The organism is Pseudomonas urmiensis, assembly GCF_014268815.2.
In the GTDB taxonomy this organism is placed as follows: domain Bacteria; phylum Pseudomonadota; class Gammaproteobacteria; order Pseudomonadales; family Pseudomonadaceae; genus Aquipseudomonas; species Aquipseudomonas urmiensis.
In genome coordinates this window covers 3854154-3868080 of the sequence record NZ_JABWRE020000001.1, presented here as the reverse complement: position 1 = coordinate 3868080, position 13927 = coordinate 3854154, and the positions used below count along the sequence as shown (strand labels likewise).

At 62.4% G+C, this 13927-nt stretch carries 15 protein-coding genes; 10 read left to right on the top strand and 5 right to left on the bottom strand.

Annotated elements, in window-relative coordinates:
* Window positions 1–20: 20 nt before the first annotated feature.
* Window positions 21–809: a lysophospholipid acyltransferase family protein gene (locus HU737_RS17360; RefSeq protein ID WP_186553916.1), complete on the bottom strand. Its 789-nt coding sequence runs from the start codon at window positions 807–809 to the stop codon at window positions 21–23.
* Window positions 809–1564, bottom strand: coding sequence for an L-ornithine N(alpha)-acyltransferase (gene olsB / locus HU737_RS17355; protein WP_186553917.1), 756 nt, complete (start codon window positions 1562–1564; stop codon window positions 809–811). Before olsB ends, HU737_RS17360 begins: the two co-directional genes overlap by 1 nt.
* A 135-nt stretch (window positions 1565–1699) precedes the next feature.
* On the opposite strand from olsB, the gene HU737_RS17350 reads away from it, so the two are divergent.
* From HU737_RS17350 to HU737_RS17325, 6 genes are all read left to right on the top strand, one after another.
* Complete coding sequence (locus tag HU737_RS17350) at window positions 1700–2587, top strand: acyl-CoA dehydrogenase middle domain-containing protein (RefSeq protein ID WP_186553918.1); 888 nt, start codon at window positions 1700–1702, stop codon at window positions 2585–2587.
* Between the two features lie 42 nt (window positions 2588–2629).
* A complete protein-coding gene (locus HU737_RS17345) occupies window positions 2630–3718 on the top strand; it encodes a serine hydrolase domain-containing protein (RefSeq protein ID WP_186553919.1) in 1089 nt (362 codons plus the stop codon).
* Entirely contained in the window at window positions 3715–4011 is a 297-nt protein-coding gene (locus HU737_RS17340; RefSeq protein WP_186553920.1) for an amidase, read from the top strand. Before HU737_RS17345 ends, HU737_RS17340 begins: the two co-directional genes overlap by 4 nt.
* Window positions 4012–4055: 44 nt before the next feature.
* A complete protein-coding gene (locus tag HU737_RS17335) occupies window positions 4056–4637 on the top strand; it encodes a YceI family protein (protein WP_186553921.1) in 582 nt (193 codons plus the stop codon).
* 1 nt (window position 4638) lies between these two features.
* Entirely contained in the window at window positions 4639–5796 is a 1158-nt protein-coding gene (locus HU737_RS17330) for a phospholipase D-like domain-containing protein (RefSeq protein ID WP_186553922.1), read from the top strand.
* A 130-nt stretch (window positions 5797–5926) separates the two neighbouring features.
* Complete coding sequence (locus HU737_RS17325; protein ID WP_186553923.1) at window positions 5927–6505, top strand: DJ-1/PfpI family protein; 579 nt, start codon at window positions 5927–5929, stop codon at window positions 6503–6505.
* A gap of 71 nt (window positions 6506–6576) precedes the next feature.
* Here HU737_RS17325 and HU737_RS17320 read toward each other — a convergent pair whose 3' ends face one another.
* Complete coding sequence (locus HU737_RS17320; RefSeq protein ID WP_186553924.1) at window positions 6577–8100, bottom strand: fumarate hydratase; 1524 nt, start codon at window positions 8098–8100, stop codon at window positions 6577–6579.
* A 250-nt stretch (window positions 8101–8350) separates the two neighbouring features.
* Between HU737_RS17320 and HU737_RS17315 the strand changes: the two genes are divergently transcribed.
* The gene (locus HU737_RS17315; protein ID WP_186553925.1) at window positions 8351–9271 is read left to right on the top strand and encodes an iron-sulfur-binding ferredoxin reductase; all 921 of its coding nucleotides are present in this window, start codon (window positions 8351–8353) and stop codon (window positions 9269–9271) included.
* 140 nt (window positions 9272–9411) lie between these two features.
* Here the strand turns inward: HU737_RS17315 and pyk are convergent, their stop codons facing one another.
* On the bottom strand, window positions 9412–10866 hold the full coding sequence (gene pyk, locus HU737_RS17310; protein WP_186553926.1) for a pyruvate kinase: 1455 nt from the start codon (window positions 10864–10866) through the stop codon (window positions 9412–9414).
* A gap of 181 nt (window positions 10867–11047) precedes the next feature.
* Here pyk and HU737_RS17305 point away from each other — a divergent pair, with 181 nt between their 5' ends.
* The 3 genes from HU737_RS17305 (at window position 11048) to sbcB (ending at window position 13437) form a co-directional block, all read left to right on the top strand.
* Entirely contained in the window at window positions 11048–11434 is a 387-nt protein-coding gene (locus HU737_RS17305) for a tetratricopeptide repeat protein (RefSeq protein ID WP_186553927.1), read from the top strand.
* Window positions 11435–11556: 122 nt separating this feature from the next.
* Window positions 11557–11916, top strand: a complete 360-nt coding sequence (locus HU737_RS17300; protein WP_186553928.1) for a PilZ domain-containing protein — start codon at window positions 11557–11559, stop codon at window positions 11914–11916.
* Window positions 11917–12006: 90 nt separating this feature from the next.
* Window positions 12007–13437, top strand: coding sequence for an exodeoxyribonuclease I (gene sbcB / locus HU737_RS17295; RefSeq protein WP_186553929.1), 1431 nt, complete (start codon window positions 12007–12009; stop codon window positions 13435–13437).
* 65 nt (window positions 13438–13502) lie between these two features.
* Here the strand turns inward: sbcB and mvaT are convergent, their stop codons facing one another.
* Window positions 13503–13880 carry a histone-like nucleoid-structuring protein MvaT gene (mvaT, locus tag HU737_RS17290; protein ID WP_186553930.1) on the bottom strand — a complete coding sequence of 126 codons (378 nt, stop codon included), beginning with the start codon at window positions 13878–13880 and terminating at the stop codon, window positions 13503–13505.
* Window positions 13881–13927: the final 47 nt, after the last annotated feature.

Below are 13927 nucleotides of genomic sequence, written 5' to 3'. Positions count from 1 at the left end.
GTAGTGATTTCAACAGACCATCAGGCCGCACGTGCCTGTCGGCGAGGCGCCACCTCGATTTCTTCAGCACCGAACAGCGCCATATGAATGGCCTGCTGCGCCTGTAAGGCCAGGACCGCACGTTCTTTTTCCAGGCTGTCGATCGGTGGCAACAGGTGAATCTGCACCTGCCCACGCGGCTTGGCAAACAAACGCATCAAGTGCGACAGCAGGTCATCATCACCAATAAACGGCGCGATCAAGTCGACCTCACCTTCACGCAAGTACTGAATCGCCACCGGCTGCACCGGCGTCCCCTGGTCAATCGCACCCGCCAGCAGGCGGCCATGGAAGGTGCGCAAGCTGCGCCCATCGGTGGTGGTGCCTTCAGGGAAAATCAGTAAAGGCCGCTGCTGAGCCAATTGCGCGCTGATCTGCTCACGCAGGCGTTGGCCATCACCACCGCCGCGGCGAATGAACAACGTCCCGGCTTTCTCTGCCAGCCAGCCCGCCAATGGCCAGTGACGCACCTCGGCCTTGGACAGAAATGACAGCGGAGTGAGCATGCCCAGCAGCGGAATGTCAGTCCAGGACACGTGGTTGCCGATCCACAACATGGGGCGCTGCGGTAACTCACCGATCACCTGCACCTCAAAGGGCAGGGCGGCGACCAGCCGTTGCATGAAAAACCGGCTCCAGCGCTGGCGTCGCTCGATCGACATCTCCAGCCCCAGGCGTTCGCGTACAGCCACCACGCTAGCCATGCCAGCGCCGAGCAACAGCACCATCAGCAACCGGGCCAGGCGGGCGATCACCCGCAGCCGCAGCATCAGACCGCTGCCTTGAAGTGACGGGCGTAGCGCGGGCAGAGATCGTCCCGCTTGAGCAGGATGAACACGTCGGCGACTTGGAAGTCTTCGTCCCAGCAGGGCTCGCCGCAGATCTTCGCGCCCAGGCGCATGTAGGCCTTGAGCAATGGCGGCATTTCGGCGATGACATTGTTCGGCAGGGCAAGGCTTGGCAGCGGCTTTTTCGGCTCGGCGCGCAAGTGCTCGGTGCACAGGTAGCGCTCACGCAGGCGCTGCATGATGGCGTGGGCCTGCACGCCGCCGTCCTGCATGGGGATGCTGGCGCAGCCCATCAGGTAGCTGTAATGGCCTTCGTTGAGCACTTCGGCCAGCTCGCCCCAGAGTACCGCGATGGTGCCGCCGTTGCGGTACTCGGCGGCGACGCAGGTGCGGCCCAGTTCGAGGATCGGGCCTTGCAGCTGCAGCAGGCCATGCAGGCTGAATTCTTCTTCGCTGTAGAAGCGACCCAGGCTGCTGGCGGCCTGGTGGTCGAGCAGGCGGGTGGTGGCGACCAATTCGCCCGTAGTCAGGTCGCGTACGCCAATATGGCGGCAGTGGATATCGTAGTCATCCATGTCCAGGCCCTGTTCGGCGCCTTTGAGCTTGGCCTTGAATTCGGCGCTGAACACCTTGAAACGCAGGGCCTGTGCTTCCTGCAGGGCCGCAGCGCCGACCAGGCGTTCGGCTTGCAGACGGCGTTCAGTGCTGTTGTCGCCAGAGCGAGCGATCCGAGTCATTACGAGTCTCCATAAGCCAGCCATTAAGGGTTGCGGCCGGTCGGCTTTGTTGTGCAAAGTCAGCCTAGGTACGCCTGGTGTCACCTCGGTGAATCTTTGGTGATGCTTGCGTGACAGCCTTTTAAGGAGCGTCTGATGGCTTGGTTGCAACGACTCAACGACCCATTACGCCAACCCCTGGCCGCCAGCCTTGGGCAAACCTATGCCGCGCAGCTCGAACGCCTGGGCACCGCTGCGCCGTTCGAATTGGCGGTGCTTGGCGGGCGGGCCATGGCCACCCCGGGGCTGGCGTTCCTGATCGGCTATCAGGCGGCCTTGCGCGTGCTCTGGCCCAGCGCCCCGGCCGCGCTCGGCGCGTTGTGCGCCACTGAGCGGCGCAGCGTGCGTCCGGCAGATTTGCACAGCCGCCTGGAGGGCTTGCGTGTGACCGGGCGCAAGGACTTCGTCACCGCCGGGCTCGAAGCTGAATGGCTGCTGGTGGCGGCGCGTTGCGAAGCTGCGGGCGAGTCTGCTCAGTTGAAGCTGGCGGTGGTCTACCCAGGTGAGCCGGGGGTAACCCTGGAGGCGTTGCCGACCCTGCCGCTGATGCCCGAAGTCGGCCATGCTCGCCTGACATTGCAGCAAGCCGCCTGCGAGCTGCTGGCAGGCGATGGCTGGGACGCCTACGTCAAACCGTTCCGTTCTCTGGAAGATCTGTATGTACTTGCCGCCCTGGTGGCCTGGTTGTACGGCGTCGGCCAGGAAAGTGCCTGGCCCCAGGCGTTGCAGCTGCGTCTGCTAGGCCTGCTCGGCGGCTGCGCTGAAGGTAGCCGGCAGTGCGCCGACAGTGTGGGCTGCCATCTGTTGTTAGGCGGCCTGTTCGCCCAGTTCCACGCCTTGCGTGGCGAGCTTGACCAAGCCTTGGCCGCAGGGCCTGAGCAGTGGGCGCAGTTGTGGCAGCGCGACCAGGGCGTGCTGGCCCTGGCCACTGCCGCACGGGATAAGCGCTTGGCCAAGGCCTGGGCCGCTGTCGGACTGTCATGAAACGCTGCCAGGCTCGCCTGATCGTAGATGAGAGGGCGGGGCATGCGCGTGTTTCGCGGTGGGCTGTGGCTGCTGTCGCTGCTGGCCTGTGCGGCGCCAGCGCAGGACTGGCCTGTACCTGACTGGCAAAGCCAACCTGCTGCCATCGACTGGCGGCCCGTCGACGACTATGCCTTCCCCGAACGCAACGAGACCGAGCGCAGTGGCGTGCGTAGCGATGCACTGCTGATCATTCGCGATGGCCGCATCCTGTATGAGCGCTACCACGCGCCGACTGCAGCCAATACCTCGCACTTGACCTGGTCGGTGAGCAAAAGCGTGCTGGCCACGCTGCTCGGCGTTGCTTATGGCGAACAGCGATTCCGGCTAGAAGATCAGGCGGCGCGCTTCTACCCACCTTTGGCCAAGCACCCTGAGCTGCGCCTGATCGATCTTTTGCACTGGGCCAGCGGTCTGGCCTGGCAGGAGGATTATGAATACGCACCGCTGAAATCGTCGGTGGTGGCCATGCTCTATACCCGTGGTCGTCAGGATATGGCGGCCTACGCGACGGCAATGGCTGCTGACCAGGCGCCGGGCCAGCGCAGTCGCTATTCCAGCGGCGACAGCAACCTGCTGGCCGCTGCCTTGCGCGGGATGCTCGACCCGCAGCAGCACGCCAGCTACCCCTGGCAAGCGCTGTTCATCCCGCTGGGCATCGACAGTGCCGTGTGGGAACGCGATGGCGCCGGGACCTTTGTCGGCTCCTCCTATCTGTACCTGAGCGCCCGCGACCTGGGACGCATCGGTTTACTGATGCTCAGGGAAGGTCGGTGGCAAGATCGGCAATTGCTACCCGTCGATTGGGTCGCCTTCAATCGAGCACTGTTTGCTCATGCGCAAGCTATCGAGGGTGAGGCCAATCCTGGCGGCCACTGGTGGCTCAACCGACCAGTGCCGGGCCATCCGCCACCCTGGCCAGACGCCCCGCAAGATGTGTACGCCGCGCTCGGCCACTGGGGGCAGGCGCTGTATGTACTGCCGAGCCAGAAACTGGTGGTGGTGCGCTATGGCGATGATCGCGATGGCAGCTACAGCCACAACGCGCTGCTCGAGCGGGTACTGGCGGCGGTGGCTGGGGAGGGTAGATGAGGCGCGTGCTATTGCTGTTAGTTGCACTGCTGCTGGCGTGGGCCTGGCATGAGCGGCAAGCGCTGGCGGACTTCCCGGGGATTCTCTCAGCCTACTCGGCCAAGGAGTATTGCTCGTGCCGCTTTGTCATGGGCTTGGACGAGCACTACTGCCGAGGTTATGTGCAGCAGTACCTGCCGCTCACTCGCCTGCAAGAGCACAGCGCCACCCGTGTGGTTATCGCCGAGGGCCTTGGCCGCAGCAATCAAGCCGCTTGGCAGGGCCCGCGTGAGGGCTGCCGCTTGCTGCCGTGAAGGCGGGCGAGTAAGGTTGAACGCTTTGTTTCACAGGATTTTCCATGTTCAAGTTTGCCCGCCTCCTGCCTGCCCTGCTGCTGGCTTTGTGCCTGCCCGCTCACGCCAACTGGCACCTCGACGGCGAGTCGTCGCGCTTGTCATTTGTCACAGGCAAGAATGGCGACACCATCGAGGTGCATCGCTTCCTGGTGCTGCATGGCAAGGTCGACCGCAAGGGCACGGCAGGGCTGAGCATCGAGATGGATTCGGTGAGCAGCGGCATTCCACTGCGCGACGAGCGTATGCGCGATGGCTTGTTCGAGTTCGAGCGCTTCCCCGAGGCCACGGTCAAGGCGCAGATTGATCTACGCCCGATCAACGACCTGGCTGACGGTGCGCAGATCGAGTTGCGCTTGCCGGTCACCGTCACCCTGCACGGCCAGTCGCACAGCTACAACGCCCTGCTGCTGGCCACCCGTCTGGATGAGCGGCGTTTCCAGGTGGTCACCCTCGAACCGCTGATTCTGCGCGCCAGTGATTATGGTCTGCTGCCGGGCCTTGAGAGCCTGCGCAAATTTGCCAAGCTCAACTCGATCAACCCGTCGGTGCCGGTCAATGCGGTGCTGATCTTCAACGCCCGCTGACATGCCGGGGCCGGTCTTTCCCTGGCGCGATGGCAACCAGTTCGAACTGCTGATCGATGGCCCCGAGTTTTTTCCGCGCATGCTCACGGCGATCGTGCGCGCCCAGCACCAGGTTGACCTGGAGCTGTACCTGGTTGAGGCCGGTGCCTGTGCCGAGGCGGTGGTCGACGCGTTGGAGCAGGCAGCGCGGCGAGGCGTGCGGGTGCGCTGCCTGTTCGATGACTATGGCTCATTGGCGTTTACCTCGGCACTGCGCGAGCGCTTGCTCAGCGCTGGGGTGCTGCTGCGCTGGTACAACCGGCTGAACTGGCGTCGCGGTTTTCGCAACCTTTATCGGGACCACCGCAAGATACTGCTGGTCGATGAACGCTGGGCGGTGGTGGGCGGGACCGGCGTCACCGATGAGTTCTGGATCCCGGACGCCGATGCCAGCGAATGGCATGAAGTGATGGTGCAGATGCAGGGGCCGATCGTCAGCGACTGGCAACTGCTGTTCGATCGCCAATGGCACGCCAACAACCGCCGCACGGCCTGGCGCCCGCCTGAGGGCTTCGGTCTGCCGCGCTTGCCGAAAGTGCCGGCGCAGGGTCAGGGCATGGGCCGGGTGGCCTACGCCGATGCCCGCCAGCACCGCGACATCCTCCATTCGCTGGTACGCGCGCTGAACAGCGGCCAGCGCCGGATCTGGTTGGCGACGCCGTATTTCCTGCCGACCTGGAGCGTGCGCCGCTCCCTGCGCCGGGCGGCGTCACGCGGGATTGATGTGCGTCTGCTGCTGACCGGCCCGCGCACCGATCACCCGTCGGTGCGCTATGCCGGTCATCGCTACTACCCGCGCTTGCTGCGCTCGGGGGTGCGCATCTTTGAGTATCAGCCGTGCTTTTTGCATCTGAAGATGGTGCTGATCGACGATTGGGTCAGCGTCGGCTCGTGCAACTTTGACCATTGGAACCTGCGCTTCAATCTGGAGGCCAATGTCGAGGCGCTCGACCCGCCCTTGACTGCGGCGGTGGCGGCCAGCTTCGAGCGGGATTTCCTCCTGAGCCAGGAGGTCGACCTGGATCACTGGAATGCGCGCCCGCTCTGGCGCCGGGTCAAGCAACGAGTGTGGGGATGGCTGGATCGGTTGGTGGTGTTGTTGCTCGATCGGCGCAGCTGAGCGCGCTTTTCCCAGCTATCGTTGGCGTTCCTGCTGGCTTATTTAATGTGTCTGTACCGGGGGTCCCGTGGGAGCGGGCTTGCCCCGCGATGAGGCCGGCACAGACACCCCAAACAGAGAGGTGCTTGCAATGACGGCAAAGAAAATTCTCATGCTGGTGGGCGACTACGTCGAGGATTACGAGGTAATGGTGCCGTTCCAGGCCCTGACCATGGTCGGCCATACCGTGCACGCAGTCTGCCCGGAAAAAATCGCCGGGCAGACCGTACGCACGGCCATCCACGACTTTGAAGGTGAGCAGACCTACAGCGAAAAACCTGGGCACAACTTTGCCCTGAACTACGATTTCGTTCAGGTGCGTGCAGAAAGCTACGATGCCTTGGTGATCCCCGGTGGGCGAGCGCCTGAGTACCTGCGTCTGAATGAGCAGGTGCTGGCCTTGGTCAAGGCGTTCGATCAGGCCAACAAACCGATTGCAGCGGTCTGTCACGGTGCCCAGCTTCTAGCTGCTGCCGGTGTGCTGGAGGGCCGGGAGTGCAGTGCCTATCCTGCCTGCGCGCCTGAGGTGAAGTTGGCTGGCGGCACGTTCATCGATATCGCGGTGGATCAGGCCCATGTCGAGGGCAATCTGGTTACGGCGCCCGCCTGGCCTGCACATCCTGCTTGGTTAGCGGCGTTTCTCAAGGTGCTCGGGACCAGGATTTCCTGACTGGCCGGCAGTTCGCGATCAAAAAAAACCGCCCATGTAGGGCGGTTCTTCTATACCCAGCGAAAGTAAAGTTACTTAACTTCTACCGCCAGGCTTTCAGCGATCTTGCCCTGCCACAGCGCGGGACCGGTGATGTGCACCGACTCACCGTTGCTGTCCACCGCGACGGTGACCGGCATGTCCTTGACCTCGAACTCGTAGATCGCTTCCATGCCCAGTTCGGCAAAGGCCAGCACCTGCGATTTACGGATCGCTTGAGCTACCAGGTAGGCAGCGCCGCCAACGGCCATCAGGTACACGGCCTTGTTGTCCTTGATCGCTTCGATCGCGGTCGGGCCGCGCTCGGACTTGCCGATCATGCCCAGCAGGCCAGTTTGCTCAAGGATCTGGCGAGTGAACTTGTCCATCCGCGTTGCGGTCGTCGGGCCGGCTGGGCCAACCACTTCGTCACCGACCGGATCGACTGGGCCGACGTAGTAGATGAAGCGGCCTTTCAGATCGACCGGCAGCTCTTCGCCACGGTTGAGCATTTCGACCATGCGCTTGTGCGCCGCATCGCGGCCAGTGAGCATCTTGCCGTTGAGCAGGATGGTCTCGCCCGGCTTCCAGCTGGCGACTTCTTCTGGAGTGATGTTGTCCAGGTTGACCCGGCGGGCGCTTGGACCGGCTTCCCAGACGATCTCTGGGTAGGCGTCCAGCGACGGCGCTTCCAGCTCGGCTGGGCCAGAACCGTCGAGCACGAAGTGAGCGTGACGGGTGGCAGCGCAGTTAGGGATCATGCACACCGGCAACGAGGCGGCGTGGGTTGGGTAGTCCATGATCTTGACGTCGAGCACGGTGGTCAGGCCGCCCAGGCCCTGGGCGCCGATGCCCAGTTGGTTGACCTTGTCGAACAGCTCCAGGCGGATCTCTTCGATGCGGTTCTGCGGGCCACGGGCCTTGAGCTCATGGATGTCGATGGATTCCATCAACACTTCCTTGGCCATGACCGCGGCTTTCTCGGCGGTGCCGCCGATGCCGATGCCGAGCATGCCAGGCGGGCACCAGCCAGCGCCCATGGTCGGCACGGTCTTCAGGACCCAGTCGACGATCGAGTCGGATGGGTTGAGCATGGCCATTTTCGACTTGTTTTCCGAGCCGCCGCCTTTGGCTGCGACATCGACTTCGACCTTGTCACCTGGGACGATCGAGTAGTGGATGACGGCCGGGGTGTTGTCCTTGGTGTTCTTGCGAGCACCGGCCGGGTCGGCCAGGATCGAGGCGCGCAGGACGTTTTCAGGCAGGTTGTAGGCGCGACGCACACCTTCGTTGATCATGTCGTCGACGCTCAGGGTGGCGCCGTCCCAACGCACGTCCATGCCGACGCGCACGAACACGGTAACGATACCGGTGTCCTGGCAGATCGGGCGGTGGCCTGTGGCGCACATGCGCGAGTTGATCAGGATCTGGGCGATCGAATCGCGCGCAGCAGGCGACTCTTCACGCAGGTAGGCCTCGTGCATCGCCTGGATGAAGTCGACGGGGTGGTAGTACGAGATGAATTGCAGGGCGTCGGCAACGCTCTGAATCAGGTCGTCTTGCTTGATCACGGTCATGCAGCGCGCTCCTCTTAAAGACGGGAACATTCGTAAAGGCTTTCCGACGCTGCACACCTGCGCGTCGAAACGCCTGGCAAGGCGTCGGCAGGTCAGGCCGACGCAAAAAAGGCGCGGCAGTATAGCGCGCATCGGTGGCCGAAACACCTGCGGGTGGTCTGGACCATGGTCGGCAAGCGACGGGCACCCTTTTTGCTGCCGCTGCCCGCTTGCCTTAGAGTGGCGCTGTAGACCCGGAGAAATGATGACCATGCCTGAACTCAGTGTCGGCGAGCGCCGCTGGACGGTGCCCACTGGCAGCAACCTGCTCGATGCCTTGAACGAGGCGGGGTTGAATGTGCCCTACAGCTGCCGCGCCGGCAGTTGTCACGCTTGCCTGGTGCATTGTCTGGAGGGGCAACCGGCGGATGCCTTGCCCGAAGCCCTGGCACTGGAAAAACATGCACAGGGTTGGCGCCTGGCCTGCCAGTGCCGGGTAGTGGGCGACTTGCGCGTGGCGGTGTTCGACCCGCTGCAGGATGGTATTCCCGCGCAGGTCTGCGCGATGGACTGGTTAGGTGATGTGTTGCGCTTGCGCCTGCGGCCCGAGCGGGTGCTGCGTTACCAGGCCGGCCAGCATGTGGTGCTGTGGAACGGTTCGGTCGCGCGGCCTTATTCGCTGGCAAGCCTGCCGGGTGAAGATGATTTTCTCGAGTTTCATATCGACTGCCAGCGGCCAGGGGCTTTTTGCGACAAGGCCCGTGGGCTGCAAGTGGGTAATGTGTTGCGCCTGGGCGAGCTCAGAGGCGGGGCGCTGCATTACGACCCCGATTGGCAGGCGCGTCCGCTCTGGTTGCTGGCGGCGGGTACAGGGCTTGCGCCATTGTGGGGCATCCTGCGTGAGGCTCTGCGGCAGGGGCATCGGGGTGAAATCAGGGTGATGCATGTGGCGCGTGACCACGCAGGGCATTACCTGGCCGAGACGCTGGAGGCTATTGAAGGGGTGGCTGTCGAGCGGGTGCTGGCGGCGCAGCTGGATGAAGCACTGGCGGCATTGCGGCCGTCGTCACGGCAGACCGTGGCGCTGGTGTGCGGCTCGCCGGGGAGTGTGGAGCGGTTTGCGCGGCGGCTGTTTATTGCGGGGGTGCCGAGGAATCAGGTGTTTGCCGATGTGTTTGTCGAGCATGCCTGATTTTTTGCGGTGTTCATGCTGGCCTCTTCGCGGGGCAAGCCCGCTCCCACAGAAAACCTGCTGCCGTTGAGTTCAGTGGGTTGCCTGTGGGAGCGGGCTTGTCCCGCGAAAGGGCCGCAGAGCGGCCCCTTCCCAGGCTATCAGCCGACCAGCGGATCACCGACATGCAGGATCTTCATGCCGTTGGTGCCACCAATGGTGTGGTAGCTGTCGCCTTTGGTCAGGATGACCCAGTCACCTTGCTCGACCAGGCCGCGCTTGAGCAGCTCATCGACCGCCGCTTGGCTGACCTTGTCGGCCGGCAGCGAAGCCGGGTCGAACGCGATCGGGTAGACGCCGCGGAACATCGAGGCGCGCGCTTGGGTAGCGCGGTGCGGCGACAGGGCGAAGATCGGCACGTGCGAACGCAGGCGCGACATGATCAGCGGGGTGTAGCCACTTTCGGTGAGGGCAATGATCGCCTTGACGCCGGGGAAGTGGTTGGCGGTGTACATCGCGGCCAGCGCGATGCTTTCGTCGCAGCGCTCGAAGGTGGTGTGCAGGCGGTGGCTGGATTTCTGGTTGGTCGGGTGCTTCTCGGCACCCTGGCAGATCCGCGCCATGGCCTGGACCGCTTCGATCGGGTAAGCACCGGCGGCGCTTTCGGCCGAGAGCATGACCGCGTCGGTGTTGTCGAGCACGGCGTTGGCCACGTCGGACACTTCTGCGCGGGTCGGCATCGGGTTCTGGATCATCGACTCCATCATCTGGGTCGCGACGATCACTGCTTTGTTGTTGCGGCGGGCGTGCTGGATGATCTTCTTCTGGATACCGATCAGTTCGGCGTCGCCGATTTCCACACCCAGGTCACCCCGGGCGACCATGACGGCGTCGGAGGCGGCGATCAGGGCGTCGAGGGTCTCGTCGTCTGCCACGGCTTCGGCGCGCTCGATCTTGGCCACCAGCCAGGCGCTGCCGCCGGCTTCGTCACGCAGCTTGCGGGCGTATTCCATGTCCTTGGCATCGCGCGGGAAGGACACGGCCAGGTAGTCCAGGTCCATTTCTGCGGCCAGCTTGATGTCGGCCTTGTCTTTTTCGGTCAGGGCCGGTGCGGTCAGGCCGCCGCCTTTGCGGTTGATGCCTTTGTGGTCCGACAGCGGGCCACCGACGATCACCACGCAGTGCAGGGCATCGGCAGTGGCGGTCTCGACGCGCATGACCACGCGGCCGTCATCGAGCAGCAGTTCGTCACCGACGCCGCAGTCCTTGACCAGGTCGGGATAGTCGATACCGACGATGTCCTGGTTGCCTTCGGTCAGCGGGTGGACGGTGGAGAAGGTGAAGGTGTCACCGATCTTCAGTTCAATGCGCTTGTTGCTGAACTTGGCGATGCGGATCTTCGGACCCTGCAGGTCGCCCAGCAGTGCGACATGGCGACCATTCTTGGCAGCGATCTCGCGGATCAGGCGAGCGCGGGCCTTGTGCTCGTCCGGAGTGCCGTGGGAGAAGTTCAGGCGTGCCACGTCCAGGCCGGCCAGGATCAATTGCTCGATCACTTCCGGCGAGTTGCTGGCGGGGCCAAGGGTGGCGACGATTTTGGTACGGCGGATGGTCATGCACAGACTCCTATAGTGAAGCGCAGCGAAAGGCTACTCCTCAATTGCGCTGTAGTCATTGTTCCGTTGCACTACCTTGCATCCTGCACGGGTGGCATTTGAACGGTGGGGGTATCCTTGCAAATGCCTGTGAAGATTTGCCGTATCTGGCCGATACACTGCCTAGCAAAGGAGATTCCCCATGCGAGCCCTGATCGTTTTAGCTGTCGCGGCCAGTGTCGTCGGCTGCACCCGGTGGTCGATGGACCATCATCTGAACAATGCCTACCGTGCCTATGATCGCGGCGACTGCCAGCGGGTCATGCTGGAGCTGTCCCAGGTCGATCGCACCAGTCGCGCCCGGCCGTTCATCCACCCGGAAGTATCGCTGCTGCGGGGCCAGTGCCTTGAGCGGCAAAAGCTCTACGTCGATGCTGCCCAGACCTATGAATACCTGATCCAGCGTTACCCACAAAACGAGTACGCCTACCGTGCCCGTGCACGCTTGCAGACCCTTGAAAAGCTGGGGCATTACCGCATTGGTGAGGCGGCGGCGGCCAACCCGGTCAGGACTACCCCTTGGCGTTAACACCAATGTGTCCTTGATTTCACGAGATTTGCACTGCGTGCTGGGCTAATCTGTCTCTTAGATGTAACAGCAACCGCCAGTACCTCGTATTCCTGGCCCGGGTACGGACAACCATTGCGATCATGTTCATTCAGCGCCACATCCAACGTCACCAGCTGCCCTGTGTGCTCAAGGTGTACAACCGCTTTACCGATCAAGAGATCGGCTACCTGGGCAATGCCTCGGAAGACGGATTGATGTTGATCAGCTCTTTACCGATCTTGGTCGGGCCGGACTTCGAATTGCAGCTGCGGGTACCGTTGGCGGGCGGTGGGCATCAGTTCATCAATCTCACCGCCAGTTGCCTGTGGTGCCGCGAAGACCAGACGCCAGGGCATTACGACTCGGGCTTCATGCTGTTGCAGGCGCCGCGCGAGTACGACGACTTCGTGCATTCTCTTCGTGACTTCTTCAGTTTTCGCCCTGCCAACGCCTCGGCCTGAGGCATGTGGACACATCGTGCCAGGATTGGGGATTCGATTTAGCGGCGCAGGCCGCTAGACTCACGGTCGACCTAGCTACAGGAAGACCCCGTGACCTCCAGCATCTTCTGGCACGACTACGAAACCACCGGAATCAATCCGCGCTGCGACCGCCCGTTGCAGATGGCGGGTGTGCGCACTGATTTTGAACTCAACGAAATCGACGCGCCGGTCAACCTCTATTGCCGCCCCTCGGACGATATCCTGCCGCACCCGGCGGCGTGCCTGGTCACCGGTATCACCCCGGCGGAACTGGCCAGCAAAGGGCTGTGCGAAGCTGAGTTCATGACCCGCGTGCATGAGCAGCTGGTGCGCCCCGGCACCTGCGGCGCGGGCTACAACACCTTGCGTTTCGATGACGAGGTCACCCGCTATAGCCTCTACCGCAACTTTTTCGACCCCTATGCCCGTGAATGGCAGGGCGGCAACAGCCGCTGGGATCTGATCGACATCGTGCGCACCGCCTATGCCCTGCGCCCTGAAGGGATTGTCTGGCCGCAGCAGGACGGTCGCACCAGCTTGCGCCTGGAATTGCTCAGCAAGGCCAATGGCATCGATCACGGCCATGCGCACGAGGCGCTTTCCGACGTGCGGGCAACCATTGCGTTGGCGCGACTGATCCGTGACAAACAGCCCAAGCTGTATGACTGGCTGTTTGAGTTGCGCAGCAAGCACAAAGTCATGGAGCACATTCGCCTGTTGCAGCCGTTGGTGCATATCTCGGGGCGCTTTTCCGCCGAGCGAAATTATATTGGCGTGGTCTTGCCATTGGCCTGGCACCCGCGCAACCGCAATGCACTGATTGTGTGCGACCTGCACTTGGAAACCTTACCTTTAATACGGGAAAGCGCCGAAACATTACGTGAGCGGTTATACACTCGGCGCGATGATCTCAGCGCAGGGCAATTACCGGTGCCCCTGAAGTTGGTGCATATCAATCGCTGCCCAGTACTGGCGCCATTGAAGGTGTTGCGACCGGCCGATCAAGCGCGGCTGGGTATTGACCTGGCAATGTTGCAATCGCGTGGCGAGGCCTTGGCCAGTCAACAGAGCAGTTGGCAAGATAAGCTCGAACACATTTACAGCGGGGAAGAGTTCCCGCCGTGCGAAGATCCCGAACAACAATTGTATGACGGTTTTATCGGAGATCGCGATCGGCGCCTGTGCGAACAGGTGCGGGTGGTCGACCCAGCGCAACTGGGTCATTCGCAGTGGATGTTCGATGACCCGCGGCTACCTGAGTTGTTGTTCCGCTACCGCGCGCGAAATTTCTTTGAAACATTGAATGAACAGGAGCAGCAACGCTGGCTGCTATTTTGCCAGCAACGGTTGAGCGATCCGCGCTGGGGCGCGCCCAACACCCTGGGTGACTTCGAGCAGGCTTGCCAGAGCAGTTGGGCCACGGCCGACGAGGCGGGGCGCCGCGTGCTGGAGGCCTGGCAGGTGCATGTCCAACAATTGAAGACGCAGTTGCAGCTGTAATGTGATTGAGCAAATAAAAACGCCGGCATCAGCCGGCGTTTTTTGCAAAGCGGGTCACGGACATATTAGTCCAGCAGGGTCGCCCAGCTTTCAACCACATCGCCACCCCATTTGGCTTTCCACTCTTTCAGGGTTTTGTGGTTGCCGCCTTTGGTTTCGATCACTTCACCGTTGTGCGGGTTTTTGTATTGCTTGACCTTACGCGCACGCTTGGTGCTGGTGGTCTTGGCGGCGCCACGTGGGGCTTTGCTCAGTTTGGCTTCTGGGTCGAGCAGGGCAATTACGTCACGCAGCGACTTGGAGTATTCACCCATCAGGGTGCGCAGCTTGCCTTCGAATTCCAGCTCTTTTTTCAGCTTGTCATCTTGCGACAGGTTGGCCAGACGCGCTTGCAGTTCTTTGATGGCTTCTTCGGTAGCGCGGTATTCGTTGATCAGGGACATGGCGTGTTCCTTAATGCATGTTCAGAGAGACAGTGTGGGCCAATAAT

Coding starts and splice junctions, on each gene's coding strand:
- HU737_RS17360 (WP_186553916.1), bottom strand. CDS start 809: ATGCTGCGGCTGCGGGTGATCGCCCGCCTGGCCCGGTTGCTGATGGTG.
- olsB (WP_186553917.1), bottom strand. CDS start 1,564: ATGACTCGGATCGCTCGCTCTGGCGACAACAGCACTGAACGCCGTCTG.
- HU737_RS17350 (WP_186553918.1), top strand. CDS start 1,700: ATGGCTTGGTTGCAACGACTCAACGACCCATTACGCCAACCCCTGGCC.
- HU737_RS17345 (WP_186553919.1), top strand. CDS start 2,630: ATGCGCGTGTTTCGCGGTGGGCTGTGGCTGCTGTCGCTGCTGGCCTGT.
- HU737_RS17340 (WP_186553920.1), top strand. CDS start 3,715: ATGAGGCGCGTGCTATTGCTGTTAGTTGCACTGCTGCTGGCGTGGGCC.
- HU737_RS17335 (WP_186553921.1), top strand. CDS start 4,056: ATGTTCAAGTTTGCCCGCCTCCTGCCTGCCCTGCTGCTGGCTTTGTGC.
- HU737_RS17330 (WP_186553922.1), top strand. CDS start 4,639: ATGCCGGGGCCGGTCTTTCCCTGGCGCGATGGCAACCAGTTCGAACTG.
- HU737_RS17325 (WP_186553923.1), top strand. CDS start 5,927: ATGACGGCAAAGAAAATTCTCATGCTGGTGGGCGACTACGTCGAGGAT.
- HU737_RS17320 (WP_186553924.1), bottom strand. CDS start 8,100: ATGACCGTGATCAAGCAAGACGACCTGATTCAGAGCGTTGCCGACGCC.
- HU737_RS17315 (WP_186553925.1), top strand. CDS start 8,351: ATGCCTGAACTCAGTGTCGGCGAGCGCCGCTGGACGGTGCCCACTGGC.
- pyk (WP_186553926.1), bottom strand. CDS start 10,866: ATGACCATCCGCCGTACCAAAATCGTCGCCACCCTTGGCCCCGCCAGC.
- HU737_RS17305 (WP_186553927.1), top strand. CDS start 11,048: ATGCGAGCCCTGATCGTTTTAGCTGTCGCGGCCAGTGTCGTCGGCTGC.
- HU737_RS17300 (WP_186553928.1), top strand. CDS start 11,557: ATGTTCATTCAGCGCCACATCCAACGTCACCAGCTGCCCTGTGTGCTC.
- mvaT (WP_186553930.1), bottom strand. CDS start 13,880: ATGTCCCTGATCAACGAATACCGCGCTACCGAAGAAGCCATCAAAGAA.